Source organism: Bradyrhizobium sp. SZCCHNS3016, from assembly GCF_032484535.1.
Lineage (GTDB): Bacteria > Pseudomonadota > Alphaproteobacteria > Rhizobiales > Xanthobacteraceae > Bradyrhizobium.
Genome location: NZ_JAUETE010000009.1, coordinates 230,512 through 256,900 on the forward strand (window position 1 = coordinate 230,512; position 26,389 = coordinate 256,900).

At 66.5% G+C, this 26,389-nt stretch carries 26 protein-coding genes; 16 read left to right on the top strand and 10 right to left on the bottom strand.

The window, feature by feature from the left end:
* Nucleotides 1–219: 219 nt before the first annotated feature.
* Nucleotides 220–477, top strand: a complete 258-nt coding sequence (locus QW881_RS18920; RefSeq protein ID WP_316158969.1) for a hypothetical protein — start codon at nucleotides 220–222, stop codon at nucleotides 475–477.
* A gap of 424 nt (nucleotides 478–901) precedes the next feature.
* Here the strand turns inward: QW881_RS18920 and QW881_RS18925 are convergent, their stop codons facing one another.
* Nucleotides 902–2,170: a DUF892 family protein gene (locus QW881_RS18925; protein ID WP_315758024.1), complete on the bottom strand. Its 1,269-nt coding sequence runs from the start codon at nucleotides 2,168–2,170 to the stop codon at nucleotides 902–904.
* Between the two features lie 294 nt (nucleotides 2,171–2,464).
* Between QW881_RS18925 and QW881_RS18930 the strand changes: the two genes are divergently transcribed.
* The gene (locus QW881_RS18930) at nucleotides 2,465–2,965 is read left to right on the top strand and encodes a hypothetical protein (protein ID WP_315758025.1); all 501 of its coding nucleotides are present in this window, start codon (nucleotides 2,465–2,467) and stop codon (nucleotides 2,963–2,965) included.
* Nucleotides 2,965–3,339, top strand: coding sequence for a hypothetical protein (locus tag QW881_RS18935; protein WP_315758026.1), 375 nt, complete (start codon nucleotides 2,965–2,967; stop codon nucleotides 3,337–3,339). The genes QW881_RS18930 and QW881_RS18935 overlap by 1 nt, the downstream gene beginning before the upstream one ends.
* 26 nt (nucleotides 3,340–3,365) lie before the next feature.
* Here the strand turns inward: QW881_RS18935 and QW881_RS18940 are convergent, their stop codons facing one another.
* Nucleotides 3,366–4,181, bottom strand: a complete 816-nt coding sequence (locus QW881_RS18940) for a hypothetical protein (RefSeq protein WP_316158966.1) — start codon at nucleotides 4,179–4,181, stop codon at nucleotides 3,366–3,368.
* Between the two features lie 252 nt (nucleotides 4,182–4,433).
* Here QW881_RS18940 and QW881_RS18945 point away from each other — a divergent pair, with 252 nt between their 5' ends.
* Both QW881_RS18945 and solA read left to right on the top strand, forming a co-directional pair.
* Nucleotides 4,434–5,198, top strand: a complete 765-nt coding sequence (locus tag QW881_RS18945) for a crotonase/enoyl-CoA hydratase family protein (protein WP_315758028.1) — start codon at nucleotides 4,434–4,436, stop codon at nucleotides 5,196–5,198.
* A gap of 21 nt (nucleotides 5,199–5,219) precedes the next feature.
* Entirely contained in the window at nucleotides 5,220–6,413 is a 1,194-nt protein-coding gene (solA, locus tag QW881_RS18950; protein ID WP_316158965.1) for an N-methyl-L-tryptophan oxidase, read from the top strand.
* Between the two features lie 12 nt (nucleotides 6,414–6,425).
* On the opposite strand, the gene bla is transcribed toward solA, so the two are convergent.
* On the bottom strand, nucleotides 6,426–7,313 hold the full coding sequence (gene bla / locus QW881_RS18955) for a subclass B3 metallo-beta-lactamase (protein ID WP_315758030.1): 888 nt from the start codon (nucleotides 7,311–7,313) through the stop codon (nucleotides 6,426–6,428).
* Between the two features lie 107 nt (nucleotides 7,314–7,420).
* Here bla and QW881_RS18960 point away from each other — a divergent pair, with 107 nt between their 5' ends.
* The 7 genes from QW881_RS18960 to QW881_RS18990 all read left to right on the top strand — a co-directional run bounded on the left by QW881_RS18960 (nucleotide 7,421) and on the right by QW881_RS18990 (nucleotide 16,319).
* Nucleotides 7,421–9,097 carry a bifunctional metallophosphatase/5'-nucleotidase gene (locus QW881_RS18960; RefSeq protein ID WP_316158963.1) on the top strand — a complete coding sequence of 559 codons (1,677 nt, stop codon included), beginning with the start codon at nucleotides 7,421–7,423 and terminating at the stop codon, nucleotides 9,095–9,097.
* A gap of 111 nt (nucleotides 9,098–9,208) precedes the next feature.
* Nucleotides 9,209–10,138 (top strand): histone deacetylase family protein, encoded by a 930-nt coding sequence (locus QW881_RS18965; protein WP_315740876.1) that lies wholly within the window; start codon nucleotides 9,209–9,211, stop codon nucleotides 10,136–10,138.
* A 102-nt stretch (nucleotides 10,139–10,240) separates the two neighbouring features.
* Entirely contained in the window at nucleotides 10,241–10,492 is a 252-nt protein-coding gene (locus QW881_RS18970; protein WP_315740877.1) for an exodeoxyribonuclease VII small subunit, read from the top strand.
* A 950-nt stretch (nucleotides 10,493–11,442) separates the two neighbouring features.
* Nucleotides 11,443–13,368 (top strand): 1-deoxy-D-xylulose-5-phosphate synthase, encoded by a 1,926-nt coding sequence (gene dxs / locus QW881_RS18975; RefSeq protein ID WP_315758032.1) that lies wholly within the window; start codon nucleotides 11,443–11,445, stop codon nucleotides 13,366–13,368.
* A gap of 32 nt (nucleotides 13,369–13,400) precedes the next feature.
* Entirely contained in the window at nucleotides 13,401–13,961 is a 561-nt protein-coding gene (locus QW881_RS18980; protein ID WP_316158961.1) for a nucleoside 2-deoxyribosyltransferase, read from the top strand.
* A 392-nt stretch (nucleotides 13,962–14,353) separates the two neighbouring features.
* On the top strand, nucleotides 14,354–15,091 hold the full coding sequence (locus QW881_RS18985) for a TlyA family RNA methyltransferase (protein ID WP_316158960.1): 738 nt from the start codon (nucleotides 14,354–14,356) through the stop codon (nucleotides 15,089–15,091).
* The gene (locus tag QW881_RS18990; RefSeq protein ID WP_315758035.1) at nucleotides 15,084–16,319 is read left to right on the top strand and encodes a class I SAM-dependent RNA methyltransferase; all 1,236 of its coding nucleotides are present in this window, start codon (nucleotides 15,084–15,086) and stop codon (nucleotides 16,317–16,319) included. Before QW881_RS18985 ends, QW881_RS18990 begins: the two co-directional genes overlap by 8 nt.
* A gap of 105 nt (nucleotides 16,320–16,424) precedes the next feature.
* Here the strand turns inward: QW881_RS18990 and QW881_RS18995 are convergent, their stop codons facing one another.
* Nucleotides 16,425–16,997: a septal ring lytic transglycosylase RlpA family protein gene (locus tag QW881_RS18995; protein ID WP_316158959.1), complete on the bottom strand. Its 573-nt coding sequence runs from the start codon at nucleotides 16,995–16,997 to the stop codon at nucleotides 16,425–16,427.
* A 199-nt stretch (nucleotides 16,998–17,196) separates the two neighbouring features.
* Here QW881_RS18995 and QW881_RS19000 point away from each other — a divergent pair, with 199 nt between their 5' ends.
* Entirely contained in the window at nucleotides 17,197–18,039 is an 843-nt protein-coding gene (locus QW881_RS19000; RefSeq protein ID WP_315758037.1) for a nucleotidyltransferase domain-containing protein, read from the top strand.
* 68 nt (nucleotides 18,040–18,107) lie between these two features.
* Here QW881_RS19000 and QW881_RS19005 read toward each other — a convergent pair whose 3' ends face one another.
* The gene (locus QW881_RS19005; RefSeq protein WP_315758038.1) at nucleotides 18,108–18,962 is read right to left on the bottom strand and encodes a DUF1194 domain-containing protein; all 855 of its coding nucleotides are present in this window, start codon (nucleotides 18,960–18,962) and stop codon (nucleotides 18,108–18,110) included.
* Between the two features lie 225 nt (nucleotides 18,963–19,187).
* On the opposite strand from QW881_RS19005, the gene clpS reads away from it, so the two are divergent.
* Nucleotides 19,188–19,493: an ATP-dependent Clp protease adapter ClpS gene (gene clpS, locus QW881_RS19010; RefSeq protein ID WP_035654766.1), complete on the top strand. Its 306-nt coding sequence runs from the start codon at nucleotides 19,188–19,190 to the stop codon at nucleotides 19,491–19,493.
* 9 nt (nucleotides 19,494–19,502) lie between these two features.
* Here the strand turns inward: clpS and QW881_RS19015 are convergent, their stop codons facing one another.
* The 4 genes from QW881_RS19015 to fabI form a co-directional block, all read right to left on the bottom strand.
* A complete protein-coding gene (locus QW881_RS19015; RefSeq protein ID WP_315758039.1) occupies nucleotides 19,503–20,693 on the bottom strand; it encodes an adenylate/guanylate cyclase domain-containing protein in 1,191 nt (396 codons plus the stop codon).
* 58 nt (nucleotides 20,694–20,751) lie between these two features.
* Nucleotides 20,752–21,837, bottom strand: coding sequence for a chorismate synthase (gene aroC, locus QW881_RS19020; RefSeq protein WP_315758040.1), 1,086 nt, complete (start codon nucleotides 21,835–21,837; stop codon nucleotides 20,752–20,754).
* Nucleotides 21,838–21,951: 114 nt separating this feature from the next.
* Nucleotides 21,952–22,551 (bottom strand): histidine phosphatase family protein, encoded by a 600-nt coding sequence (locus QW881_RS19025; RefSeq protein ID WP_315758041.1) that lies wholly within the window; start codon nucleotides 22,549–22,551, stop codon nucleotides 21,952–21,954.
* A 26-nt stretch (nucleotides 22,552–22,577) separates the two neighbouring features.
* Nucleotides 22,578–23,411 carry an enoyl-ACP reductase FabI gene (fabI, locus tag QW881_RS19030; RefSeq protein ID WP_315740890.1) on the bottom strand — a complete coding sequence of 278 codons (834 nt, stop codon included), beginning with the start codon at nucleotides 23,409–23,411 and terminating at the stop codon, nucleotides 22,578–22,580.
* A 205-nt stretch (nucleotides 23,412–23,616) separates the two neighbouring features.
* Here fabI and QW881_RS19035 point away from each other — a divergent pair, with 205 nt between their 5' ends.
* Together QW881_RS19035 and QW881_RS19040 are read left to right on the top strand one after the other, a co-directional pair.
* On the top strand, nucleotides 23,617–24,105 hold the full coding sequence (locus QW881_RS19035) for a sigma-70 family RNA polymerase sigma factor (RefSeq protein ID WP_315740891.1): 489 nt from the start codon (nucleotides 23,617–23,619) through the stop codon (nucleotides 24,103–24,105).
* A gap of 91 nt (nucleotides 24,106–24,196) precedes the next feature.
* Entirely contained in the window at nucleotides 24,197–24,970 is a 774-nt protein-coding gene (locus QW881_RS19040) for an anti-sigma factor (protein WP_315758042.1), read from the top strand.
* 359 nt (nucleotides 24,971–25,329) lie between these two features.
* On the opposite strand, the gene QW881_RS19045 is transcribed toward QW881_RS19040, so the two are convergent.
* Complete coding sequence (locus QW881_RS19045) at nucleotides 25,330–26,280, bottom strand: DnaJ C-terminal domain-containing protein (protein WP_315758043.1); 951 nt, start codon at nucleotides 26,278–26,280, stop codon at nucleotides 25,330–25,332.
* Between the last annotated feature and the right edge of the window lie 109 nt (nucleotides 26,281–26,389).

The window sequence follows — 26,389 nt, forward strand, 5'->3', positions numbered from 1 at the left end:
CCGAAGCCGGAACCGTTCGATCTCTCAACACTGTCGGGGCGGCACGGGGGACAGGCCATTCCGCCCGGCGACGGTTGCAAGCGATGCTCAACCGTCACGTCCGGTGACACCGCGAAGCCACACTGCGCTGACGATGTCACGCGCGTGTCATTGTTAATTTGCGCCCTCGCTCCGAGTCACGCCTGTTAGCAGGCAGCTGCGACAATGGGGAGGATGTCGATGTTGCGGGGTGTGATCGGTGCGGGGATTCTGATCCTGGCGATGGGGTCCGAGGTGCAGGCGGCCAACGAGGCCGGTCCTGAGACCCGGATGTCCTGCTCGGAGGTGCGCTACTACATGGAGAAATACACGGCCGAGGTGGCCGAGATGTATGCGCGCAGCCGCGGCGCCACCGATGAGCAGATCAGCCGGGCGCGGCGCTGCCTGTCGACGAACCATTTCCGCAGGGCGGAGCGGGTGCACAGCTATACGGAGTAAGCGGGCGAAAGATTCGCAAGGGATGGCTCTCGTCCGGCCATGATCGCCTGTGGTTATGGATTCCGGGCTCCCGCGCGCTGCGTCGAACGGCTGCGCCGTTCGCGCGTGAATGCCAGGGAATGACGGCCGGGGAGAGAGCGGCGCATCGCAAGATGCAGAGCATATCGGCCGAAGGCGTGACGCTCGCCCCCTCCTTCAGGGCGCACGCGGCGCCCTGAAAATGGTCGTCATACCCCGCGCAGGCGGGGTATCCAGTACGCCGCGGCGTCTCGACTGAAGTCGACCGTTTCGGAGTACTCGATCGCCCGCCTGCGCGGGCGATGACAGTTGTTGTAACGCAATGTTTGCGCTGCGCTCCACGGTGGCGCCTGCGCGCCCCGGCGGCCTGCATGGCGCAAGCGCCGCGCAGGTCCCGCTCCCCGCCTCACGCCTGCTCGATCGCGGCCGGCATCTTGGCGACCGACATCAAGGAGCGCGCGACCTGGTTGAGGAGCTGATCGGCATTCTCCTCCTCGGCCAGCGACTTCGACAGCAGCGCGACGACGGCGCTGTGGCGGAGCTGGGAGGCGAGATTGCGCGCGGTCGTGTAGCCCGACATCTCGTAGTGCTCGACGCGCTGCGCGGCGCCGATCAGCGCAAGGTCGGCGGCGGCGTCCTCCTTGTCCTCGGCCTTGGTCATGATCTCCTGGCCCTCCTCGATGAGGCCCATCATGCCCTTGCAGGGCTTTGCCCGCGGCGTCTTGCCGAGCAGCTCGAAGCATTCGTTGATGCGCTCGATCTGCGCTTCGGTCTCGACCAGATGCTGCTCGAACAATTCGCGCAGCTGGTCGAAGCGCGCGGCCTCGGCCATCTTCGGCAGCGCCTTGGTGAGCTGCTTCTCGGCATGGAGGAGGTCGCGCAGCTCGTCCATCAGCAGATCGCTCAGGCCGGATTCGTCGGCCGGCGGCGAGCTTTCGGTGACGATCGACGACGCCGCGCCGGGCTCACCGGCTTGGATCGCCGGCGACTCCGTGAAGACCCAGTCGCCGCCCTCGTTCCAGGGGCCGCGGGTATCGATCTCGCCATGATCGCCGGCCCCCGTGGAATCGTTGAAGAACTGGTCGACCAGGCCCGGCGTCGGCGCGAGGCGGCCGATGCTGAAGGCCGGCTTGCCCATGCTCTCGAGCGCCACCGCGAACGCCTTCATGTGGGTGATCTCGCGCGTCATGAGGAACTGCAGCGCGTCCTTGGTGCCGGCATCGTCGGTGAAGTTGATCAGCCGCTCGTAGACGATCTTGGCGCGCGCCTCGGCGGCGATGTTGCTGCGCAGGTCGACGTCGAGCTCGCCGGTGATCTTCAGATAATCGGCGGTCCAGGCATTGCCTTGCGAGTTGAACAGGTTCACACCGCCACCGCCGGCAATCGCGATCAAGGGATCGGCCTCGGCGGCCTCGCGATCGAACTTCGACGGCTTCAGATGCAGACGCGCCAGGGTGCCGACGACCTCGAGATGGCTGAGCTCCTCGGTGCCGATGTCCATCAACAGGTCCTTGCGGTCGGGATCCTCGCAGTTGAGGCCCTGGATCGAGTACTGCATGGCGGCGGCGAGCTCGCCATTGGCGCCGCCGAACTGCTCGAGCAGCATGTTGCCGAAGCGCGGATCGGGCTCGTCGACACGAACGGTGAACATCAGCTTCTTGACGTGGTGATACATCGGGGGACCTCGGAGCGTTGGAGGGGACGCAGTCATGTCCGAACGGCCCGACCACATGGTTGTTCCTTACCTCTCGCCCCGGAACCCGAGCGCCGGCGGCCTGCGCCGGTCGCTTCTTGTGCACACTGTATCGCACTATAGGCGGGCGCAGACGACAACCCCGGCAACGGACCTGCGGGACCGGCGCGCGCAAGCATCTGCGCCGGCTACCGCCATACATCCTGTTGGCAGCTCGACGACTGCCTCTTGCTAAGCTTTTCCCTGCTCGCCTAAGCTGTTCCGCTGGAGAGTGACATGTTGATGCGAACACCGGCCAGGGAGAAGCCAGGTCTCGGCGAGCGAGTCCGCCGGGTCATCGCGCGACTCCGCGACCACGCATCGTCATTCACGTCATCATCGCCCGCGAATGGGGCGACACTGCGGAAGCCGTCCTACGTTGTCGACGATGAGCCTGACGACAGCAACATGGACGTCGCGCTGGCGGCGCTGATCGATCAGATCGAACGTCCGGCGCGCACGCCGCCACCACGGTTTCCGAGTCTCGCGCGCGTCACGTCATCGCGTCAGGCGCCGCACATCCCGGTGTACGAGCGGCCACCCTATTTCGACGTCGCGCCGCGCCCCGTCGAGGTCGAGCCGCGGCGGATGGCCTATGATGAACCCGTCGAGCGGATCGTGCCTGAGGACGAACTGTCGGAACTGCGCAAGGATCTGATGAGCGCGATCTCGGCGCGGCTCGGATCGCCGGAGGACCATCTGGCGACGATCAGGACCCTGCTGAGGTCGGTGAAGTAATGTGGGGCCGCAGCAATATCGGCAAGACGGTCGAGGAGCTGACCGATCATCTGCGGCTGGTCGATCACGTGCGCGCGCTGCAGGACGGCCAGAAGGAGATCGCCGAGGCGATCAGGGCGGTCAACAACCGCCTGACCTCGATCGAGGCCGAGTTCAGGGTGCTCAAGGCGGAGACCCAGCGCGACGCGTTGCGCGAGGTGCAGCATGCCGTGCAGGGCGTTCAGGGCTCAGTGCATGACGAGCTGACCCGCATGGCGACGCGGCTGGCGGTGCTGGAGCAGGCGCTGCGGCGCGAGGTGGTGCGGCAGCAGCCGGCCTCGGCCGCCGTTCCGCGCCCGCCGGCTGCCCCGCCCCGCCCGGACGGATCACGCTGAGGCGCGACAACTGGACCGCCGCAGACTCAGCGCAACTTTGCCGAGCGGCTTGCAATCTCGATGATGACGTTGCCGCTCTTGGCGTAACCGTCCGGCACAAAGGCTTCGCCCGGAGCGAGCTCGCGCATGTCCTCCGCGTCCCTCGGCTTCGGAAAGCCCTTGGCGCAGGCCGTGCTGATCGTCTCGCGATCGGCGTAGCTGACGGCGGCGACCACGCTGCCGGGGGTTGGCCCGGCCGCGAGCTTCGACAGGCCGAAATATTTGAGCTGCTCCGAACAGCTAACGATGTTGGTCAGGTAGGCTCCCGTCGTGTCCTCGGCCTGCAGCAAAAAATCGTAGGACATTTCGATGGACCCGCCGCTGGCACTGGCGAAGCCGACGCGCGCCACGCCGGTCTCGACCACCCCCTGCCCCATATGCCCGGTCAGGCAGACGAGCACGTCCTGCGCTTCGTCCCTGGCGGTGGAGATGACGCATTCATTCACCTGCATGCCCGGCTGGAAGCCGCGAAATTTGTAGGCGCCGCCGACCTGCTCGAACACGACCGCGCCGCCGAAATCGGTCGCGTGCGGCTCGCAGCCGCTGCCATAGCTCACGACCAGCAGCGGATTGCTGGAGGCCAGGAAACGTCCCTGCTGCCGCTCCGGCTTCAGGGTGACGTCACAGCGGCGCCCCTCGGAGTCGGGATAGGATCTGGCGCGCTTGCAGGTGGTGCCCGCGATCGCGCCGGACGCGCAGAACAGCGACAGCAGCGCGCGGTTGGTGGCGGCAGCCTCAGCGATCCCCGGGAAGGCGTGACAGAGCAGCAGCAGCGACAGCAGCACTGAAAAGACCTTGGTCATCGAATTGCCTTGCAAAAGATCGCAGTTCTGCGTGGGACGATAGCAGACGCCGATGCTGTTGCAAACCAGACGTAAACCACGACGAGAATCATGGCGAGCGCTCGCCTGCGATCACGCCCGCATTCCCTCCGCGACCAATGACCGCTTCAGCCCTTGGCGCGACCAGCGGATGATGTAGGCTGCGGCGAGATGCAGGACTGGACAAATTGATCGGCGGCAACGCAGCGGCCGGCGCACACGCATGAGGGGCCCATGACCGACCATCTGATCGTGACCGACGAGGGCGAGACGCGGACGATCAAGCTCAGGCGCCCGGAGAAGAAGAACGCGATCACCCAGGCCATGTATCTCGGCATGAGCGATGCGATCGACACCGCGCAGAACAATCCGCTGGTGCGATGCATCATCATCACCGGCGGCTCTGGCGTGTTCACGGCCGGCAACGACCTCGAGGACTTCCTGCATGCGGGGTCGGCCGGCAACGACGCCGCGCGCACCTCGGCGGCGACCAAGTTCCTGTATTCGCTGGCGCATAACGTCAAGCCGATCATCGCCGCGGTCGACGGCGTCGCGATCGGCATCGGCACGACGATGCTGTTTCACTGCGACTACGTGCTGGCCTCCACCACGGCGACGTTCTCGACGCCCTTCATCCATCTCGGCCTGGTGCCCGAGGGCGCCTCGAGCCTGTTGATGCCGCAGACCATGGGCTATCAGCGGGCGTTCGCGATGCTGGTGATGGGGCGCACCATGACGGCGACGGATGCGCAGATCGCCGGCTTCGTCAACACGGTGGTGGCGCCGGGCCACACCGAGGTCGAGGCGCACAAGGTGGCGCGCGACATCTGCCGGCTGCCGGCCGAGGCGGTGGCGATCGGGCGCAAGCTGATCCGCACCGCGCCGGACGAATTGACCCGGCGCATCGACCAAGAGGCCTATCTGTTCGCCGAGCGCATGACCTCCGAGGAGGCGGTCAGCGCGTTCAAGGCGTTCCTATCGCGCAAGAAGAAGAAGTGAGCGAGGCCGCGGCGGGCGCGCATGGCGCAGTTTGATGTCATCGTGATCGGCTGCGGCGCGGTCGGCAGCGCCGCCGTGCTGCATCTCGCCAAGACCGGGAGGCGCGTGCTGGGCATCGACCGCTTCCAGCCGCCGCACCGCTTCGGCTCGACCCATGGCGAGACCCGCATCACCCGCGCGGCGATCGGCGAAGGCGTCGACTACACGCCGCTGGCGCAGCGCTCGCACGCGATCTGGCGCGCGCTGGAGCGAGAAACCAGCACGCGGCTGTTCGAACAATGCGGCTGCCTGTTCATTCCGAGCCAGCACGGCGGCGAGGTCCACGGCGTCAGCAGCGCGCAGTTCTTCAGCAACATTGAAACTGCGGCGCGGCTGCACGGCGTCGACGGCGAGACGCTTTCCGCGGAGCGGCTGGGCGCGGATTATCCGGCCTTTGCCACCGCGCCCGGCGATCGCGCCTTTCTCGATCGAGAAGGCGGCTATCTCCTGGTCGAGGACTGCGTGCGCACCGAGCTCGCGGTCGCCGCGCGCCATGGCGCCGAGTTGCAGACCGGCCGGCGCGTGACAGCGTTTCGCCGTGCCGCGGGCGCCCTCACCGTGACCATGGACGACGACACGACGGCGTCGGCCGACAAATTGATCGTCACCACCGGACCATGGATCACCGAGATGATCGCGCCGCTGCGCCGCCGCGTCCACGTCACCCGGCAAGTGCTGTACTGGTTCGAGCTCCTGTCCAATCCGCAGCATTTTGGACCGGGCACGCCGGTGTTCATCTGGGACGTCACCGGCCGCGATCGCGCGGCCTCCGACATCTATGGCTTTCCCTGGCTGGGCTCGCAGGACAATGGCGTGAAGATCGCAAATGAAGTGATGACCGGCGAGACCGATCCCGACGACGTGGCGCGCGAGGTGACCGCGGACGAAATCGCCGCGACCTATGAGACCTATGTCCGCTCCTTCGTGCCGGATCTCGGCCCGCGCTGCCTGCGCAGCGAGGTCTGCCTCTATACCAACGCGCCGGGCGGCCGCTTCGTCATCGACCACGATCCGGGTGACGCCGACGTGATCTACGCCTCGGCCTGCTCGGGCCACGGCTTCAAGCATTCGCCAGCCGTCGGCGAGGCGCTCGCGGCGATGGCCCGGGGCGAGACGCCGTGCGTCGACCTCTCCGGCTTCACACTGGACCGGCTCGCCGCCGCCGATCCAGCATAGCGGACGCCGCAACTACTTTGCGGACTGCAGCGCCGCCGTCTGCTTGGCGAGGCCTTCGTTGAACTGCGTCTCGAGCTTGTCGAGATAGGCGTTGAATTCACCCGGCTTGACGAACGGGTTCGGCGCGCCGTCGGCAATCTTCGCTCGCTTTCCCGCCATGTCGTACATCTCCGGATGCGGCGCCAGCAGGATGTCGGGGTGCGCCGTCTTGGCCCAGGCGAAGGTCTTCTTGTAATCGTCGACGATGCCCGGATAGGTGGGACGGCCGACCAGCTGGTTCAGCGCCACCGTTGCGCTGCAGAAGAAGATCAGGCTGCGGGTGGCGTCGCCATCCTTCACGTCGGTCGTCCAACTGGTGCAGCCCGGCGAATGGCCGGGGGTCTCGCGCGCCGTCAAGGTGACGCCGCCGAGCGTCACGGTGTCACCCTCGCGCACGGCGCGGTCGACCTTGACCGGCGGGAAGCCGAGATAGCGCTCCTCCTCGCGGCCCGGATAGAAGCCGCCTTCCAGCAGCGGCACGTCCTTGGCTCCCGCCACCATCTGCGCCCCGGTCTCCTGCTTGATCTGCGCCAGCCCGCCGGTGTGGTCGATATGGGCGTGGGTGTTGAGGATGTATTTGATGTCGGCGACCTTGAAGCCGAGCTTGCCGATGCTGGCCTCGATCTGCGCGGTCGATTCCGGCATCACGGTATCGATCAGGATGTGGCCCTGCGGTGTGGTGATCAGGTAGGAGGCGAGCCCGTTGGTGCCGACGTAGTAGACGTTGTCGATCACCTTGAACGGCTCGGTCGGCTTATTCCACGCCGCGACCATCTGCTTCATCAGGTCCGGCAGCGATTGCGCTGCAGCGGAGCCGGCCACGAGCGACAGTGTGGCGGCGAGCAGCATCATTCTTTTCATTCCGGCCTCCCGATGTATTGTTGTTATGAAATCATTTTATGTCATTGCGACCGCGGCGGGGCAATCGCGCTTCGTCCCGCGGCCCCTGCATCACACGTGACCCTGCCATGAGCCGTCTCTCCCGCTTCGCCCTCGCCTGCCTGCTGACCGGTGCCGCCGTTGCAAGCATCGCCGGCCCGCCGGCATCGGCCGAGGACGAGCCGGTGGCGTTGCGCATCCTCGCCATCAACGACTTCCACGGCAATCTGAAGCCGCCCTCCTCCGGCATCCGCGTCGCCGATCCCGCCGATCCAACCAAGACCACCGTCGTTCCTGCCGGCGGCGCCGAGCACATGGCGAGCCTCGTCAAGCTGCTCGCCGACGGCCAGCCCAACACGATCTTCGTCGCCGCCGGTGACCTGATCGGCGCGAGCCCGTTCCTGTCGGCGATGTTCCACGACGAGCCGACCATCGAATCGATGTCGCAGATGGGGCTCGCGCTGTCGGCGGTCGGCAACCACGAGTTCGACGAGGGCAAGGCCGAGCTGTTGCGGATGCAGAACGGCGGCTGCCATCCGACCGACGGCTGCGGCGGGCCGCAGCCGTTCACCGGCGCCAAATTCCATTATCTCGCGGCGTCGACATTCCTCGCCGGCACCGACAAGACGGTGTTTCCGCCCTATGAGATCCGCACCTTCGAGGACATCCCGGTCGCCTTCATCGGGCTGACGCTGAAAGGGACCGCCGGCATCATCTCGCCGGCGAGCGCGGCCGGCCTCGACTTCCGCAACGAGGCCGAGAGCGTCAACGCGCTGATCCCGGAATTGAAGGCCAAGGGCGTGCAGGCGATCGTCGTGCTGATCCACGAGGGCGGCTGGCCGTCCGGCGGCATGAACGAATGTCCTGGGCTGTCGGGGCCGATCGTCGACATCGTCAAGGACCTCGACAGCGCGGTCGACATCGTCATCTCCGGCCATACCCATCAGGCCTATGTCTGCACCATCGACAAGCGGCTCGTCACCTCGGGCGACAAGTTCGGCACGCTGGTGACGGCGATCGACGTCAAGCTCGACCGCACCACGCGCGACGTGATCAGCGCCACCGCGACGAACATCGTCGTCGACACCACCCTGCCGAAGGATCCGGCGCAGACCGCGCTGATCGACGCCTATGAGAAGCTCGCGGCGCCCTACGCCAACCGCCCCGCCGGCGTGCTCGCCGCGACGCTGTCGCGGCTGCCGAACGCCTCCGGCGAGAGCGTGCTCGGCGACGTCATCGCCGATGCCCAGCTCGCAGCGACAGCCGCGGCGGACAAGGGAAGCGCGGTCATCGCGATGACCAATCCCGGCGGCATCCGGACCGATCTCGTTCGCCGCGACGGCGGCGCGGTGACCTATGCCGACGTGTTCGCGAGCCAGCCGTTTCGCAACCAGCTGACGACGGTCACCCTGACCGGCGCCGAGATCAAGGCCGCGCTGGAGCAGCAATGGCTCGACCCGGCGCGGCCGCGCATCCTGCAGGTCTCCAGCGGTTTCTCCTATGCCTTCGATGCGAAACAGTCCGCGAACGCTCGGATCGACGCCGCCAGCATGATGCTCGACGGCAAGGCCATCGACCTCGCCGCGTCCTACCGGGTCACCATCAACAACTACCTCGCGCTCGGCGGCGACGGCTTCACCGCATTCAAGAGCGGCCGCGATCCGATCACGGGACCCTATGACGACGAGGCGCTGTTCGCCTATCTCAAGTCCAACAGCCCGCTGGCCCCGCCGCCGCGCGGCCGCATCGTCAACAAGGCTTCGTGACGCCTGCCGCGCCCGCCGGAAAGCCGGTCATATCGCCCGCGGGGCTCTTTCCGAGGCTGCGTTCAGCGCATAGATTGGACACTCCCGCAACGCGCGAGTGGCAGAGCCCTGATGTCGACGCTGTATCTCTCTCATGAAGCCTGCCTCGATCACGCCACGCCGTCCGGCCACCCAGAGCGCGCCGACCGCCTGCGGGCGGTCGAGGAGGCCCTGACCGAGGAGCGCTTCGCCCTGCTCGATCGCGACGAGGCCCCGGAGGCGGATATCGAGCTGGCCCTGCTCTGCCACAACGAGCACTACGTCACCGAGCTGCGCCAGATGGCCCCGACCTCGGGCATCATCTATCTCGACGGCGACACCTCGATGTCGCCGGGCACCTGGGAAGCCGTGATGCGCGGCGTCGGCGGCGCCGTCGCGGCAACCGAATCCGTGATGTCCGGCCGCCACCGCAACGCCTTCGTGGCGGTGCGTCCGCCCGGGCACCATGCCGAGATCGCGAAGCCGATGGGCTTCTGCTTCTTCGACAATGTCGCGATCGCCGCCCGCTATGCCCAGCGCACTTTCGGCATCGAGCGCGCCGCCATCGTCGACTTCGACGTCCACCATGGCAACGGCACCCAGGACATCTTCTGGGCCGACAAGAGCGTGATGTACTGCTCAACCCACCAGATGCCGCTGTTCCCGGGCACCGGCGCCCGCGGCGAGCGCGGCGAGCACGACACCATCGTCAACGCGCCGCTGGCCTCCGAGGACGGCAGCCTTGAGTTCCGCTCCGCCTTCGAGAACCTGATCCTGCCGCAGCTCACCAAGTTCAGCCCCGAGCTCGTGATGATCTCGGCCGGCTTCGACGCCCATTACCGCGACCCGTTGGCGTCGCTGAACCTGCGGGCGGAGGATTTCGGCTGGGTCACCCGCAAGCTGATGGATCTCGCCGACAAATCCGCCGGCGGGCGGGTCGTTTCGGTCCTGGAAGGCGGCTATGACCTTCAAGGGCTTAAAGAATCCGTCTCGGCCCACGTTGCGGCCCTGACCGGGGCGTGATCCCCAGGTTCCAGCCGATCCCACCCCCGGCGGGGCCTGACATGGCCGCGACCGGGGTGTAAAAGCACGGCCCCGGAGTTGAGTGAGCTGCAGGGAACCCGCATGGCGGACAACACCGTAACCGACGTCAAGAAGCTGTCGTTCGAGCGCGCGATCGAGGAGCTGGAATCGATCGTGAAGCGGCTCGAGGACGGCAAGGTGCCGCTCGAGGAGTCGGTGGCGATCTATGAGCGCGGCGAAGCACTGAAGCGGCGCTGCGAGGAGCTGCTGCGCCAGGCGGAGGCCCGGGTCGAGAAGATCACGACCGACGCCAGCGGCCATGCGACCGGAACCGTGCCGCTCGACGTGCAATAGCGGCTTGCGGCCGAATGGCCCTCTCCGAGCGACAGTCCGGATTTATTTCGCTGCCGCCGGGCGCGAGTCGACGCGGGCAAAGCGCGCCTCTCAATCGTGCAATTCAGCCGCAGATCGGTGCAACTGCATCGAAGAGCTCGGCCGCGAGGTGCCCCTCGGCGAAATCTCGGCCGCCGCGTTGGCCACCTGAGACCCAGAGGTGCGTCCTTCGTTTACCATGCGACACGATTTGAATCGGCAGTTCGCCCCTGATCCTGTGATCGTGCCGCTCGGGGTCCGCGATCATACGGCGCAATCATGACGACGTGCTTCGCTCGCAGTTCTTCCGCATCGACTTCGTGACGGCCAACGAAAGGCCGCACGCCGACGACTTCTTCATGATCGTCTACGGACCAATCCCTTACGCGAACGCATGGCTCACGGCGCCGCGGCGTGCGCAATCACCGCATCGGCGGATTTTGCGCCGCGGGAAAAGACCTGGACCGAGCCGGCTTCCCCGGTCTATTCCGGAGCGCCGGCTGCCGTCGATTTGAGCAGTTGAATGGAACCTCCGGCACGCCGCCGCGGTTGAGAGGTGGCGCAAGGGTACCGTTTGCGGGCTTGCCAACTCCCGTCGGGTTGGCTTTAAGACGCACTTTGGTGTAAAGCTTCTCGCAACTGCGGGTTTTTGGAAGTGTTTATCCTCTCTGGAGAGAGGAAACTAAGCGCTTGCAGGAGCTAGCAAAACTGACTTGGCTGAACGACTTGGCGATCTTGGGCGACTAACGAGGACGGCAAGGCCACCAAGAGTGACTTACATCACATAGATCGATCCAAAACCCGGCTAGTCTCCGGACTGCGGCTTCGATCCGCGCGGATGTCACCTTCAAGACTTCAGGTTTCGCCGCCCGTTACGATGAACCTCTCAGATGTCGGCCCTTGAACCCGACCTGCAAAATTGGAATGTCACCGTGACCACATTTAGTAAGACGCCGCTTCTCGACACCATCAAGACTCCGGAAGATCTGCGCCGGCTGAAGGTCGAGCAGGTCCGGCAGGTCGCCGACGAATTGCGCCAGGAGACCATCGACGCGGTCTCGGTAACCGGCGGCCATTTCGGCGCGGGTCTCGGCGTGGTCGAGCTGACCACGGCCATCCATTATGTGTTCGACACGCCGCGCGACCGCCTGATCTGGGACGTCGGCCACCAAGCCTATCCGCACAAGATCCTGACCGGTCGCCGCGACCGTATCCGCACCCTGCGCACCGGCGGCGGCCTCTCCGGGTTCACCAAGCGCGCCGAGAGCGACTACGATCCGTTCGGCGCCGCGCACTCGTCGACCTCGATTTCCGCCGGCCTCGGCATGGCGGTTGCGCGCGACCTGTCGGGCGGCAAGAACAACGTGATCGCGGTGATCGGCGACGGCGCGATGTCCGCCGGCATGGCCTATGAGGCCATGAACAATGCCGGCGCGATGAACTCCCGCCTGATCGTGATCCTCAACGACAACGACATGTCGATCGCGCCGCCGGTCGGCGCCATGTCGGCCTATCTGTCGCGCCTGTACTCGGGCAAGACCTACCGCACCCTGCGCGATGCCGCCAAGCAGCTCGGCCAGCATCTTCCCAAGGTGATCGCCAACCGCGCCAGCCGCGTCGAGGAGTATTCCCGCGGCTTCATGATGGACGGCGGCACGCTGTTCGAGGAGCTCGGCTTCTATTATGTCGGTCCGATCGACGGCCATAACCTCGACCACCTGCTTCCCGTGCTGAAGAACGTCCGCGACATGGAGACCGGCCCGATCCTGGTCCACGTCGTGACCCAGAAGGGCAAGGGCTACTCGCCCGCGGAAGCGGCGGCCGACAAATATCACGCGGTAGCCAAGTTCGACATCGCCACCGGCACCCAGGCCAAGGCCAAGCCGAACGCGCCGGCCTATCAGAACGTGTTCGGCCAGAGCCTGGTTAAGGAAGCCGAGAAGGACGACAAGGTCGTCGGCATCACCGCCGCGATGCCGTCCGGCACCGGCATCGACATCTTCGCCAAGGCGTTCCCGAAGCGCACCTTCGACGTCGGCATCGCCGAGCAGCATGCCGTGACCTTCGCCGCCGGCCTCGCGGCCGAAGGCTTCAAGCCGTTCTGCGCGATCTACTCGACCTTCCTGCAGCGCGGCTACGACCAGATCGTGCACGACGTCTGCATCCAGAGCCTGCCGGTCCGCTTCGCGATCGACCGCGCCGGCCTGGTCGGCGCCGACGGCGCGACCCATGCCGGCTCGTTCGACAACGCCTATCTCGGCTGCCTGCCGAACATGGTGATCATGGCGGCCTCCGATGAAGCCGAGCTGGTGCACATGGTGGCGACCCAGGTCGCGATAAACGACCGGCCGAGCTCGGTGCGCTATCCGCGCGGCGAAGGTCGCGGCGTGGAGATGCCGGAGGTTGGCGTGCCGCTGCCGATCGGCAAGGGCCGCATGATCCGCCAGGGCAAGCAGGTCGCCCTGCTCTCCTTCGGCACCCGGCTCGCCGAGTGCGAGAAGGCGGCCGACGAGCTCGCCGCACACGGCCTGTCCGCCTCGATCGCCGATGCGCGCTTCATGAAGCCGCTCGACGAAGAGCTGGTGCTGAAGCTCGCCCGCGAGCACGACATCCTGATCACGATCGAGGAAGGCTCCGTCGGTGGTTTCGGCTCGCACGTAATGCAGTATCTCTCCGATCAGGGCATGCTCGACGGCGGCCTGAAGATGCGCACCATGGTGCTGCCGGACGAGTTCCAGGACCACGACACGCCGGCGGCGATGTACGCCCGCGCCGGGCTGGACGCCAAGGGCATCGTCCGTAAAGTGTTCGAGGCGCTTGGCAAGGATTACACGACCGAGTCGGTCAAGCTCGCCTGAGGCGAGCTTGCGTCCCGCCGTGGTGGTGAGCCATGAAGATCTATCTGGCAGGTCCCGACGTGTTCCTGCCGGATGCCATTGAAATCGGCCGGCGGAAAGTCGCGATCTGCGATCGCCATGGCTTGATCGGCCGCTACCCCCTCGACAACAGCGTTGACCTCGCCTCCTCCGACGCCTCGCGCCAGATCTTCCATGGCAACGAGGCGATGATGGACGACGCCGATGCCATCATCGCCAATCTCACGCCGTTCCGCGGGCCCGGCGCCGATGCCGGCACCGTTTACGAGCTCGGCTACATGGCGGGCCGCGGCAAGCTCTGCCTGGGCTATTGCAACGATCCCGCCGTCTATGCCGACTGCGCCCGCCGCTTCACGACGGTGACGGAGCAGGACGGCCGCCTGGTCGATGCAGAGGGCCTGACGGTCGAGGATTTCGGCCTGCCCGACAACCTGATGATGATGCACGCGCTCGACCTGTACGGTGCCCCGCTGGTCCTCCCGCGCGAGCGGTCGGGGGATGTGTGGCATGACCTGGCGGCGTTCGAGACTTGCGTGGAACTGGCGGCGGAGCGGCTCCTCGGCAAGACGCCGTAGGGTGGGCAAAGCGGCGCCGTCAGGCGACGCGTGCCCACCGTGGATCCGCGCCCACAATCGAAATGGTGGGCCCGGCGCGTCAATTGCGATACGAGCTTGCGGAGCGGCCGGTGCACGCGCCTTTGCCCACCCTACGAACTCACTGTATGAGGCGCGATCTCGCCTCACACCACTGTCGTCCCGGCCTAGTGCGCAATTGCGCACGCGGCGCCGGGACCCAACCACAGGACGTCATGTTGGGCAGACTCGTAGTTGCCATCTCCCTACAAACTAAGTCCTGTGGTTATGGGTCCCGGGTCGGCGCATCAACGCGCGATGCGCGCTGATGCTTGCCCGGGACGACACTGAATTTGGTGTGCGTGCTCAACAATTCATGACGACTGATCAAACTCATGCCCCCTGCCCGCAAACGTGCTGACATCCTCCTGGTCGAACGCGGCCTGTTCGAGAGCCGCGCGCGGGCGCAGGCGGCGATCGAGGCTGGGCTCGTGTTCGCAAACGACAAGCAGGTCGGCAAAGCCTCGGAGAGCATCCCAGTTGATTCCGTGCTGCAGGCGGAGCCGGCGCATCCCTGGGTGTCGCGTGGCGGAGTCAAGCTTGCGGCAGCACTGGAGCATTACGGCATCGAGGTCGAGGACCATGTCTGCCTCGACGTCGGCGCCTCCACCGGCGGCTTCACCGAGGTGCTGCTGGCCAATGGCGCGGCTGTCGTATTCGCCATCGATGTCGGCCGCGACCAATTGCATCCCTCGCTGCGCAATCATCCGAAGATCGTGTCGATGGAGCAGACCGACATCCGCAGCTATGACGGCAAGCGCCTGCCGCAGCGCCCCGACATCGTCGTGATCGACTGCAGCTTCATCTCGCTCAAGGCGGTGCTGCCGGTCGCATTGTCGCTCGCGGCCTCGCCGATGAGCCTGCTGGCGCTGATCAAGCCGCAATTCGAGGCGAAGGGCGCACACGGCAAGGGCGGCATCATCAAGGATGCAGCGGTGCACGCCGCCGTCTGCGACGACATCGCCACCTTCGCCACCTCGCTCGGCTGCAGTGACATCGAGATCTTCCCATCATCGATCAAGGGCGGCGATGGCAACGCCGAGTTCTTCCTGGGAGCACGCCGCCATGGTTGAGCGTCTCGTCATCGACCATGTCGGCCATCGCGGCGACGGCACCTCGCTGTCATCGGGCGAGGCGCTTTACGTGCCCTATACGCTCGCCGGCGAGACCGTCGAGGCGGCCGTCGTTCCCGGCCATCCCGATCGCCGCAAGCTGCTCGCGGTGGAAATTCCGAGCCCCGAGCGGATCGCGCCGTTCTGTCCGCATTTCGGCGTCTGCGGCGGCTGCGCCATCCAGCACTGGGCGCCCGAGCCCTATCAGCAGTGGAAGCGCAACATCGTCGTCGAGACGCTACGGGCGGCCAAGGTCGATTGCGACGTGGCCGATCTGATCGATGCCCACGGCACCGGCCGGCGCCGGGCCACCTTCCACGCCCGGATGGGCACGCACGAGGTTCTCCGCGTCGGATTCTCGGCAGCCAACAGCCACGACATCGTTCCGATCGACCGCTGCCCGATCCTCGACCCCGCGCTGGACGGTGCGCTGGAAGCCGCGTGGGCGCTGGCGGAGGCGCTGAAGCCGACCGGCAAGCCGCTCGACATCCAGGCGACCGCGACAAGCAACGGCCTCGACATCGACATCCGCGGCTCCGGCCCGCTGCCGCCGCCGCGCATCGCGGCCCTGTCCCGCCTCGCCGAACAGCACCGGCTGGCGCGGCTGACCCGCCATGGCGAGTTGGTGCTGATGCGCAATGCGCCCGTGGTCACGATGGGTACGGCACAGGTGACGCTGCCGCCCGGCTCGTTCCTGCAGGCCACCGTGCAAGGCGAGGAGACGCTGGCGCAATTGGTGCTGGAGCGGATCGGCAAAGCCAAGCACGTCGCCGACCTGTTCTGCGGCGTCGGCCCGTTCGCGCTCCGGCTCGCTACGCGGGCGCGCGTCACCGCCATGGACAATGATGCCGGCTCGGTCGCGGCGCTGCAGAAGGCGGCCGGTACGCCCGGCCTGAAGCCGATCAAGGCCGAAACGCGCGACCTGTTCCGCCGTCCCCTGATGCCGCCGGAATTGCGCGACATCGACGCTGTCGTATTCGACCCACCGCGCCAGGGCGCTCAGGCGCAGGCCAAGCAGCTCGCGGCCAGCAAGGTGCCGGTGATCGTCGCGGTGTCCTGCAACGTGACGACGTTCGCGCGCGATGTGCGCATGCTGATCGACGGCGGCTACAGGCTCGAGACCGTGGTGCCGGTCGACCAATTCCGCCACACGCCGCATGTGGAGCTGGTGGCACGGCTGGTGCGGTGAGCTGATCTCGATGCCTGCACGTCATCGCGAGCGAAGCGGCGAAGCAACGCAGGCATTCTTCTTGGCCCCGGATCCTTCGCTACGCTCGCGATGACGAGGATATGTCTACCTGACCACGCTGACCTTCACCGGCGCGACGCCGGAGTTGACCATGCCGAGCGCCTGCGCGGCTGAGTAGGACACGTCGACCACCCGCCCCTGCACGAACGGTCCGCGATCATTGACGCGCACCACCACGGAGCGGCCGGTCTTGACGTTGGTGACCTGCAGCCGGGTGCCGAACGGCAGGCTGCGATGCGCGGCCGTCAGCTCGGAGGGATTGAAGCGCTCGCCGCTCGCGGTCTTCTGGCCTTCCGAATAGTAGCTGGCGAGACCGGACGCTCCGGAGTGCGCCGGCGGCGGGCTGAGCTCGGCCCGCCGGACGCGCACCACTGACTCCGGCGCCGTCTCCGCACGCTGCACCTGCGGCCGGAATTCGGCTCCGGCTTGCTTCGTCGGCGCCGCCCAGCGCGCCTGCCGGACCGCCGATGATTGCGCGCAGGCTGCGAGCGAAGCCGCCGCCGCACACACCAGCGCTGCCCTGAGAAGTTGGCAAGCGAGCCCTGCACGCCGACCTTGGATGACTGACGAGCGCCTGACGCGCTGCGCGGGATGGGCTGTCCGGTCGATGATACGCATGTTCTGTGCGCCTCCGCCTCAACCCGCTCATGGTCGCGGCCCAATCGCGGCGGCACGGTGGCAAAGGGAAACTTGCGAGAGGTACAACCCCTGGTTTTTGGGAGATTGTGGCTTAATGGCAACAGATCAGCCTGAACGGCGGCCCTGTGGAGTTTTTCCACGCAAGAACTTCATACTGTCATCCTGGGAGAACACGTGAATGCCTGACCCGCTGCTGACCCGCATCGTTGGCGAACTTGCCGATGTCCCGGGACTGCGCGCCATCGCGCTCGGTGGATCACGTGCGCGCGGCACCGCGCAGGCGGGCTCGGACTACGACGTCGGGCTCTACATCGCATCCAGGCACGACCTCGACACCGACGCGCTGCGCGAAGCAGTGCGGCGGCTCGTCGACGCCCCGCAAACGGTCGAACTGACGGCGGTCGGCGGCTGGGGACAGTGGGTCGTCGGCGGCGGCTGGCTCAGAATCGACGGGCACAAGGTCGACCTGCTCTATCGCGAGATCGATGCAGTCGGCGGCGTGATCGACGACTGCCGGAAAGGGCGGATCGAGATGCACTACCAGCCAGGCCATCCGCATGGCTTCGTCTCGGCGATCTGGATGGGCGAGGTTGCGCTCTGCCGCCCGCTGCACGATCCCGCGCAACTGCTGGCGGGACTGAAGTCGCGCTGCACGCCCTATCCGCGCCGCCTGCGCGACGCGATTATTGCGCGCTTCCAGTGGGAGATCGCATTCAGCATCGATAATGCCGAGTTGGCTGTCGGGCGTGGCGACCATACCCACGTCGCGGGCTGCGCCTATCGCGCCCTCGCCTGCCTTGCGCAGGTGCTGTTTGCGGTCAACGGACGCTACCTGATCAACGAGAAGGGCGCGCTCAAGGAGGCCGCGACGTTTGGACTGGCGCTCGGCGGTCTCGCGGCGCGCGTGGAGCTCATCTGGCAATCGATCGGCAATGGCGAATTCGGTGCGGCGCTCCGCAGCCTGCGGGAGGTCGAGGCCGAATTGAAACAGGCGTTGGTCCATGCTGGGACGGCCGGCTGAGATCGGCGGCGCCTTACCAATCGAGCCTCCCTGCGCGCTCGTCTGCTCGGCAGCCCGGGCCTGCTTGGTCACCGCCCCCAGCGGTCCTGCCAGATCTTCTCGCCGATCGTGCAGGACACGCGCGGCTCCTTGTCGGCATCGTCGGCGACCGGCACGATGCGCGGCGGCGGTGTACGTCCGGCAACCTCCATCAGCAGCTTGGTGCGGATGGCTTCCTTGAATTCGTCGCGGCTCTTGATCGTGACCACGAACGAGCCGTGGCCGCCGGTCACGCAATCCTTGTAGTAGAGATCGAGGTTCTCGATATCCATGGTCGAGTAGGACGGCTCCTTGACCATGATCGGCAGGCCGTTGATCGTGATGCCCTTGTCGACGGCCTCGTCGCGCGCGATCGTCACCGGTGAGGGACCGTTGTTGTTGGGCCCGTCGCCGGAGATGTCGATGACGCGGCGCAGCCCGCGATAGGGATTCTCATCGAACAGCGGCATGGCAAAGTAGATCGCGCCGGAGATCGAGGTGCGCGACGCGCGGCGGATCGGCGTCTTCATGATCTCGGCGGCCACGGCGTCGGCGCTTTCCGGTCCGTCGATGAGGCGCCAGGGAATGATGATCTTCTGGTCGCTCGAAGCCGCCCATTCGAAATAGGTCACGGCGATGCGGCCGTGCACGCCGTTCTTCAGCGCCTGCAGGAACTCGCGCGAGCTGAGCGCCTGGGCGTAGCCTTCGCGCTGGATCGCCAGCTCGTCCAGATCCATCGAGTAGGACACATCGACGGCGAGGATCAGTTCGACGTCGACGGACGCTTCCTTCTCGCTCAGTTGCTGAGCCGGCTGGGTGCTCGGCGCTGCCACGACGGTGGCAACGTCGCCGCCGGCCAAGGCGCCCGCCAGACACGCCACCCCGATCGAGATCCACCAGCGCATGAGCAGCCCTCCAATCGCGTCTGATGATGGTGACATGCAATCCGCAGACAGCAAAGCGGGAACGCACACATCCATTCACATTCCGGTTAGTCCCCGGGGTTTGCCCGGATGTCAGGCAGCTGCGTGCGCCCATCGGGCAAGGCATGCAGCCCGTGGTTTCCCGGAGCGGCCGAAGCCTGTATCGTGGCTCGACTGCCGCATCAGGAACACAGGCGCGCCCTTAGAATGAACGATGCCGTCACCAAGCCCAAGACGAAGGTACGCACCAAGACCGAGCGTCCGCGGCTCTACAAGGTGATCCTCGTCAACGACGACTTCACCCCGCGCGATTTCGTGGTGATGATCCTGAAGGCGGAATTCCGCATGACCGAGGACCAGGCCTACAAGGTCATGATCACCGCACATAAGCTCGGCGTCTGCGTGGTGGCCGTTTTCACCAAGGACGTTGCCGAGACCAAGGCGACCCGCGCGACCGATGCCGGCCGCGCCAAGGGATATCCGCTGCTGTTCACCACCGAGCCGGAGACCTGAGCCGGCGAACTAATTCCCTTCCTCACGCAGCCCATACACACGTTGTGCGGTCGCGAGGCCAGCGATCGGAAATTCACCGAGATCGGTCCAGAGATCGGTCAGCGGCTCGGGACAGGCGCCGGCAAAGGCCTCGGACGCGACCACCGTCCGCTGCAGCCGCGCGGCCATCTTCTCCAACCGTGCGGCGAGATTGACCGCCGGGCCGATGCAGGTGAAGTCGAGCCGGTTGCCGCCGCCGATATTGCCATAGAGCAACCGTCCGATATGCAGGGCGACGCCGAAGCGAAAGCGCTCGACCCGGCCGCCAACCGCATATTCCAGCGCATCGACACTGGCGCGCGAGGTCCGCGCCGCCGAGAGCACGCGCCCGCAGACCGCGCTCGGATCACCGTCCTGCTCGGGAATCGGAAACACCGCGAGCAGCCCGTCGCCCATGAACTTCAACACTTCGCCGCCCTGCTCCCGGATCGCGGCAACCTGGCAGTCGAAGTAGTTGTTGAGGATCTCGACCACGTCTTCGGCCGGCAGCCGGTCCGACAACGGCGTGAAGCCGCGCAGGTCCGACAGCCAGATCGCCGCATCCATCGTATCGGTATGGCCGCGGCGGATCTGGCCGCCGAGAATGCGCTCGCCGGCGCTGTTGCCGACATAGGTGTCCAGCAGCATCGAGGCCGTCCGGCGCAGCGTGACGATCTCGGTGTAGCGTGCCAGGGCCGGCATCAGCGACCGGATTGCGTTCACGTGCTGCTCGCTGAAGCCACGGGGATCCCTCGTGGTCCAGCTCGAGGCATGGATCGCCCGATCGACGAAGGTCAAGGGCAGCGCGAGATAGTCGGTCGCCCCCTCGGCGCGCACATCCATCAGGATCGGAAAGCGCTCGGCCTCCGAGCCGCGAGGATCAGCCCTGAATTCCGCCCCGCTCTCGAACACGAGCGCGAGCGGGCTGCTCCTGTAAATCGGGCGGCTCTCAAAGCCGAAATCAACGGTGGAGGTCTCGACCTCCGCTCCCGGCCGCCAGATGAAGCTGCGGCCCGCAATGTCCGGATGCAGGGTGCGGACGAACACGCCGACGCGCCACAACGGCACACCGAGCCCGACCAGCCGCTCGCAGCATTCGGACATCATCTGGCCCGGCGTCGCTGCGGAACGCGCACCGTCGACCAGCCAGTCCTTGATCTCCTGCAGCTTGAGGATGTCCATGGGACGACATTAAGCGAGCGGCATGACAACAGCAAACAGCCGCGGCGGCCGCGTGCCTCTACCCCACCTGGCCGCGATGGCGCAGCAGGTGATCGGCCAACACGCAGGCCATCATCGCCTCGCCGACCGGAACCGCGCGGATGCCGACGCACGGGTCGTGCCGGCCCTTGGTCAGGATCTCGGTCTCCTGGCCTGAGCGGTCGACGGTCTGGCGCGGGGTGAGGATCGACGAGGTCGGCTTGACCGCGAAGCGCAGCACGATCGGCTGTCCAGTCGCGATGCCGCCGAGAATGCCGCCGGCATTGTTGGAGAGAAAGCGCGTGCCGTCATTGGCCGAGCGCATCTCGTCGGCATTCTCCTCGCCGGTCAGCTCGGCGGCGCCGAAGCCGGCGCCGATCTCGACGCCCTTCACAGCATTGATGCTCATCATCGCCGCGGCGAGTTCGGCATCGAGCTTGCCGTAGAGCGGCGCGCCAAGTCCCGCCGGCACGCCCTCGGCGACGATCTCGAGCACGGCGCCGATCGACGAGCCGGACTTCCTGATGCCGTCGAGATAGTCCTCGAAGAACGCCGCCTTGTCCTTGTCGGGGCAGAAGAAGGGATTGCGCGCGACCTCGTCCCAGTCCCAGTTGCCGCGGTCGATCTTGTGCGGGCCCATCTGCACCAGCGCGCCGCGCACCTTCACGTCCGGCAGGACCTTGCGCGCGATGGCGCCGGCCGCGACGCGCGTCGCGGTCTCGCGCGCCGAGGAGCGGCCGCCGCCGCGATAGTCGCGCAGGCCATACTTGGCCTCGTAGGTGAAGTCGGCGTGACCCGGACGAAACTTGTCCTTGATCTCGGAATAGTCTTTGGAGCGCTGGTCGGTGTTCTCGATCAGGAGCGCAATCGGCGTGCCGGTGGTGACCTGCGCGCCCGTGTCGGGATCGGCCATCACGCCGGACAGGATCTTCACCTGGTCCGGCTCCTGGCGCTGGGTGGTGAAGCGCGACTGGCCGGGACGGCGGCGGTCGAGATCACGCTGGATCTCCTCGGCCGTCAGCGGAATGCGTGGCGGACAGCCGTCGACGACGCAGCCGATGGCAACGCCATGGCTCTCGCCGAAGGTGGTGACGCGGAACATGTGGCCGAAGGTGTTGAAGGACATGAGCTGATCACCCAATCGGAAAAACCGTCATTCCGGGATGGTCCGAAGGACCAGACCCGGACTCTCGAGATTCCGGGTTCGCCTCTGCGAGGCGCCCCGGAATGACGGGGATAACTAACTGTACTTCTCGAACCCGTTCTCGCCGAACACATAGACCGCGCCCTGCTGGATCGGCAGGTCGACGGCGCCGTGCGGCGTCTCGAAGCCCAGCGCGACCATCAGCGCCCGCGCCGTGCCGCCATGGGCGACCGCCACGATATCGCCAGACAGCCCATCGTACCAGTCGCGCACGCGGCGCTCGACGTCGGCATAGGTCTCGCCGCCCTCGGGCGCCAGCGACCATTTGTCGGTCAGCCGCCTGGCATAGAAGGCGGGGTCTGCCGCCTGCATTTCCGGCAGCGTCGCCCCTTCCCATTTGCCGTAGCCGATCTCGCGCAGCCGGGCATCGAGCGCATAGCCCTCGGCCGGCAGCCTCAGGGTCTCACGCACCAGCTCCATGGTCGCGCGGGCGCGGCTGAGCGGACTCGCGACGTAAGGCAGGCCCGCCGCATCATGGCCGTTGCGCGCAACGATCTCGGCCAGGATGTTGCCGGCCTGGACCGCCTGCACCTGCCCGAGCGCGTTCAGCGGAATGTCCTGCGTGCCTTGCAGCCGGCCGAGCGCATTCCATTCCGTCTCGCCGTGGCGGATGTAGTAGATCGTGGGCCGTGGCATCGCGCGTTGACGTTATTCCTTGAACGCTATTCTTTGGCGCCGACGGAATTGCTGAGCGAGATGTCGGGCGCCTCTGGCCGCTTCATGCCGACGACGTGATAGCCGGAATCGACGTGATGCACCTCGCCGGTGACGCCGCGCGACAGGTCGGACAAGAGATACAGCGCGCTGTCGCCGACCTCGTCGATGGTCACGGTCCGGCGCAGCGGCGCGTTGTACTCGTTCCACTTCAGGATATAGCGGAAGTCGCCAATGCCCGAGGCGGCCAGCGTCTTGATCGGTCCTGCCGAGATCGCGTTGACGCGGATGTTCTTCTCGCCGAGATCGGCGGCGAGATAGCGCACGCTGGCCTCCAGCGCGGCCTTGGCGACGCCCATCACGTTGTAGTGCGGCATCCATTTCTCGGCGCCGTAATAGGTCAGTGTGATGATCGAGCCGCCGTCCGTCATCAGCTTCTCGGCGCGCTGCGCGATCGCGGTCAGCGAGTAGCAGCTGATCAGCATGCTCTTGGAGAAATTGTCCTGCGTGGTCTCGATGTAGCGCCCGTCGAGCTGGTCCTTGTCGGAGAAGGCGATGGCGTGGACGACGAAATCGATCTTGCCCCACTTCTCCTTCAGCACGTCGAACACGGCGTCGATGGTGGCGGGATCGGTGACGTCGCAATGACCGAGCACGAGGCCGCCGAGCTCGGCCGCCAGCGGCTCGACCCGCTTCTTCAGCGCGTCGCCCTGGTAGGTCAGCGCGATCTCCGCGCCCGCCGCACGCGCCGCCTTGGCAATGCCCCAGGCGATCGAGCGGTTGTTGGCCACGCCGAGAACGACCCCGCGCTTGCCCTGCATCAAACCTGAAATCTGCGCCATGCGGCTTCCCATCGAACTGATTATTAAGGACTGGACGTACACCACCGGTCTGGCCCGGTACAGCCCCATTCCGCCCGCTCTGTGGCAAACTCCCCGCAGGGCTTGCGGCCCGGAATAGGCGCGTCATCGCGGTGTTATGATCTTTGCAAGGCGCCGGCTGCGGCCTGCGCCCTTGTCATCGCAGCGAACAGCCGCAGGGCATTCCATGAACGCGTTCCGCCAGAGCGTCGAGGCCATGATTCCGGCACTGCGCCGTTATGCCCGGGCGCTGGCGCGCGACATGGACGCGGCCGACGAGCTGGTCCAGGACACGCTGGTGCGGGCGCTGCGCTCGGAACGGCTGTTCCTGGGCGGCGACATCAGGAGCTGGCTGTACACGATCCTGACCAATCTGAACAAGAACCGCCGGCGTTCACTGGCGCGGCGGCCCCACTTCATGCCGCTTCGGGACGACAATCCCGACGCCAGCGGCACCGAGGCCGAGGGCCGGGACATCGAGCGCGCACTGGCGACCCTGGTGGAGGAGCAGCGCGCAGCGCTTCTCCTCGTCGTGCTCGAAGGCATGAGCTACCGCGAGGTCGCCGACATCCAGGGTGTCCCGATCGGCACCGTGATGTCCCGCCTCGCCCGCGCTCGCGCCCATGTCCGTGCCGTGCTCGAGGGCGAGCGGCCGGCGCTGCGGAGGGTGAAATGACCACTGCACAAAAGCCGCCCTGCCATGTTCGCCTGCTCAAGCCTGCAGCGACCGCGCATCGCCGCAGCCGCTCGATTGCCATGAGATCCCGATGATGACCGACCCGACCATTCCCGTCACCGAAGACGAGCTGCACGCCTATGTCGACAACGAGCTGCCGGCCGAGCGCCGCAGCGACGTCGAGCGCTGGCTGGCCGAGCATCCGGCGGACGCCGAGCGGGTGCAATCCTGGCGCAGCATGGCCGAGGCGCTCCACGCCCGCTACGATTCGATCGTCAACGAGCCGGTGCCGCCGCGGCTCGACCTCGACGGCCTGAACCGCCGGCCGCGGCGCTGGGTCATCGGTGCGATAGCGGCAAGCGTGGCGGCCTTCGCGGTCGGCGGCGCGGTCGGCTGGGTCGCGCGTGGCGCCGCGTCCTCGCCGTCGCCGCTGCAGGCCCTCGCCGGCGAGGCGCTCGATGCGCACCGGCTCTACGTCGTGGAGGTGCGCCATCCGGTCGAGGTCCCCGGCGACGAGAAGGCCCATTTGCAGCAATGGCTGACGCGGCGGTGTGGTCGCACCGTGCAGGCGCCGGAGCTGGAAACCACAGGACTGAAGCTCGTCGGTGGCCGGCTGCTGCCGGGACCGACCGGCCCGGCCTCCTTCCTGATGTACGAGAGCACGTCCGGCGAGCGCTTCACGGTGTATGCGACCAAGGTCGGGATCGAGGCGGCCGAGATGCGCTATACGGCGCAGGGAACCACCGCTGCGCTGTCCTGGGCGGAGCGCGGCGTCAGCTACGTCGTCAGCGGCAGCAGCGACCGGACGCGTCTCACCCAGGTTGCGCGCCTTGTTTATGATCAGTCCGAACGGACGGGCGGCTAGCGGCGAGACGCCGGAGATCGTGGCCCCCACGAGTACCGTCACAATTCCCGATACGATCTGAAGGGCTTGCTCGCAGGCTGCAGGAGATGAGCGAGGGGAAGTGGTGCCTGCGTCCTCCCGCGCAGGGGGACACGCGCCGCAATTCGGTCACCGGAAATCTGGAATCCGGTCACCGGCACGTCTCAATATAGCGCCAAATGTTCACGAAAAAATGAGGAGTGTTCGATCCGCCGATCGACACAGAAGCGGCCTCGATTGGGGTTTTGTACCGCGCTGGTCCCCCTTTCGAGGCCGCACTTTTTTCTCGGCTTTCCAGCTCGCGCTTCAACTTCTAGCCGATATGTCCGAAATTTGCAACCTCAGGAGAGGTTGCTGCGCGGATTGTAGGGATGGCGATCGCGCCACTTGGTCATCAGCGCCTCGAGCTCGGCGTCGTTGCCGTCGGGCAGCACGATCCGGGTGGTGACGAACAGATCGCCGGCCGAGCCATCGCTCCTGGGCAAGCCCTTGCCCTTGAGCCGGAAGGTCCGGCCGCTGGACGTGTTCTTCGGGATCGACAGCTCGACCGCGCTGCCGAGCGTCGGCGCCCTCACCTTGGCGCCCAGGACCGCCTCGTAAAGCGTGATCGGCAGATCGAGCCTGAGGTCGCTGCCCTCGACCTTGAAGAACGGATGCGGCGCGATCTGGATGGTGATCAGGAGATCACCCGGCCGGTGCCCGGGCGCGCTCTCGCCCTGCCCCTTCAGCCTAATCTGCTGGCCGGCGCTGACGCCGGCGGGGACCTTGACATTGAGCTCCTTGCCCGACGGCAGCCGCACGCGCTTCTCGCCGCCCTTGACGGACTCCTCGAGCGAAACCGACATCGCAACCTTCAGATCGAGGTCGAGGCCGACACCGCCGGCGTCGAACTCGAACGGGCTGCCGCCGCCGCGTGCACCGCGCGCGCCGGCGCCGCCGAACATGCTGTTCAGAATGTCCTCGAATCCGCCGCCGCCCGGCCCGCCGCCACTGCGGAAGGTATAGTTCTCGAAGCCGCCCCCTGGACCGCCGCGCCCGGCGCCGCCACCAGGAAAGCCCTGGAAGCGCGGCTTGCCGTCAGCATCGATCTCGCCGCGATCGAACTGCTTGCGCTTCTCCTCGTCGCCCAGGATCTCGTTGGCAGAACTGATCTCGGCAAACCTTGCCGATGCCTTCGGATCATCCTTGTTGCTGTCGGGGTGGTGCTTCTTGGCGAGCTTGCGATAGGCGCTCTTGATGGCCGCAGCGCTGGCGCTTCGCGGCACCCCCAAGACCTCATAGGGGTCGCGCATCCGTCACGTCTCCTTACAGAAAGTCAGATACTAACCTATGGGCTCCCCGCCCGCTTTGCATTTCATCTGGGGAGTCCGTTGTATTTTTGCAACGGGTTTCAGACGATCC

Bases quoted from the DNA above. Each gene is read 5' to 3' on its own strand.
- QW881_RS18920 (WP_316158969.1), top strand. From the start codon at position 220: ATGTTGCGGGGTGTGATCGGTGCGGGGATTCTGATCCTGGCGATGGGG.
- QW881_RS18925 (WP_315758024.1), bottom strand. From the start codon at position 2,170: ATGTATCACCACGTCAAGAAGCTGATGTTCACCGTTCGTGTCGACGAG.
- QW881_RS18930 (WP_315758025.1), top strand. From the start codon at position 2,465: ATGTTGATGCGAACACCGGCCAGGGAGAAGCCAGGTCTCGGCGAGCGA.
- QW881_RS18935 (WP_315758026.1), top strand. From the start codon at position 2,965: ATGTGGGGCCGCAGCAATATCGGCAAGACGGTCGAGGAGCTGACCGAT.
- QW881_RS18940 (WP_316158966.1), bottom strand. From the start codon at position 4,181: ATGACCAAGGTCTTTTCAGTGCTGCTGTCGCTGCTGCTGCTCTGTCAC.
- QW881_RS18945 (WP_315758028.1), top strand. From the start codon at position 4,434: ATGACCGACCATCTGATCGTGACCGACGAGGGCGAGACGCGGACGATC.
- solA (WP_316158965.1), top strand. From the start codon at position 5,220: ATGGCGCAGTTTGATGTCATCGTGATCGGCTGCGGCGCGGTCGGCAGC.
- bla (WP_315758030.1), bottom strand. From the start codon at position 7,313: ATGAAAAGAATGATGCTGCTCGCCGCCACACTGTCGCTCGTGGCCGGC.
- QW881_RS18960 (WP_316158963.1), top strand. From the start codon at position 7,421: ATGAGCCGTCTCTCCCGCTTCGCCCTCGCCTGCCTGCTGACCGGTGCC.
- QW881_RS18965 (WP_315740876.1), top strand. From the start codon at position 9,209: ATGTCGACGCTGTATCTCTCTCATGAAGCCTGCCTCGATCACGCCACG.
- QW881_RS18970 (WP_315740877.1), top strand. From the start codon at position 10,241: ATGGCGGACAACACCGTAACCGACGTCAAGAAGCTGTCGTTCGAGCGC.
- QW881_RS18980 (WP_316158961.1), top strand. From the start codon at position 13,401: ATGAAGATCTATCTGGCAGGTCCCGACGTGTTCCTGCCGGATGCCATT.
- QW881_RS18985 (WP_316158960.1), top strand. From the start codon at position 14,354: ATGCCCCCTGCCCGCAAACGTGCTGACATCCTCCTGGTCGAACGCGGC.
- QW881_RS18990 (WP_315758035.1), top strand. From the start codon at position 15,084: ATGGTTGAGCGTCTCGTCATCGACCATGTCGGCCATCGCGGCGACGGC.
- QW881_RS18995 (WP_316158959.1), bottom strand. From the start codon at position 16,997: ATGCGTATCATCGACCGGACAGCCCATCCCGCGCAGCGCGTCAGGCGC.
- QW881_RS19000 (WP_315758037.1), top strand. From the start codon at position 17,197: ATGCCTGACCCGCTGCTGACCCGCATCGTTGGCGAACTTGCCGATGTC.
- QW881_RS19005 (WP_315758038.1), bottom strand. From the start codon at position 18,962: ATGCGCTGGTGGATCTCGATCGGGGTGGCGTGTCTGGCGGGCGCCTTG.
- clpS (WP_035654766.1), top strand. From the start codon at position 19,188: ATGAACGATGCCGTCACCAAGCCCAAGACGAAGGTACGCACCAAGACC.
- QW881_RS19015 (WP_315758039.1), bottom strand. From the start codon at position 20,693: ATGGACATCCTCAAGCTGCAGGAGATCAAGGACTGGCTGGTCGACGGT.
- aroC (WP_315758040.1), bottom strand. From the start codon at position 21,837: ATGTCCTTCAACACCTTCGGCCACATGTTCCGCGTCACCACCTTCGGC.
- QW881_RS19025 (WP_315758041.1), bottom strand. From the start codon at position 22,551: ATGCCACGGCCCACGATCTACTACATCCGCCACGGCGAGACGGAATGG.
- fabI (WP_315740890.1), bottom strand. From the start codon at position 23,411: ATGGCGCAGATTTCAGGTTTGATGCAGGGCAAGCGCGGGGTCGTTCTC.
- QW881_RS19035 (WP_315740891.1), top strand. From the start codon at position 23,617: ATGAACGCGTTCCGCCAGAGCGTCGAGGCCATGATTCCGGCACTGCGC.
- QW881_RS19040 (WP_315758042.1), top strand. From the start codon at position 24,197: ATGATGACCGACCCGACCATTCCCGTCACCGAAGACGAGCTGCACGCC.
- QW881_RS19045 (WP_315758043.1), bottom strand. From the start codon at position 26,280: ATGCGCGACCCCTATGAGGTCTTGGGGGTGCCGCGAAGCGCCAGCGCT.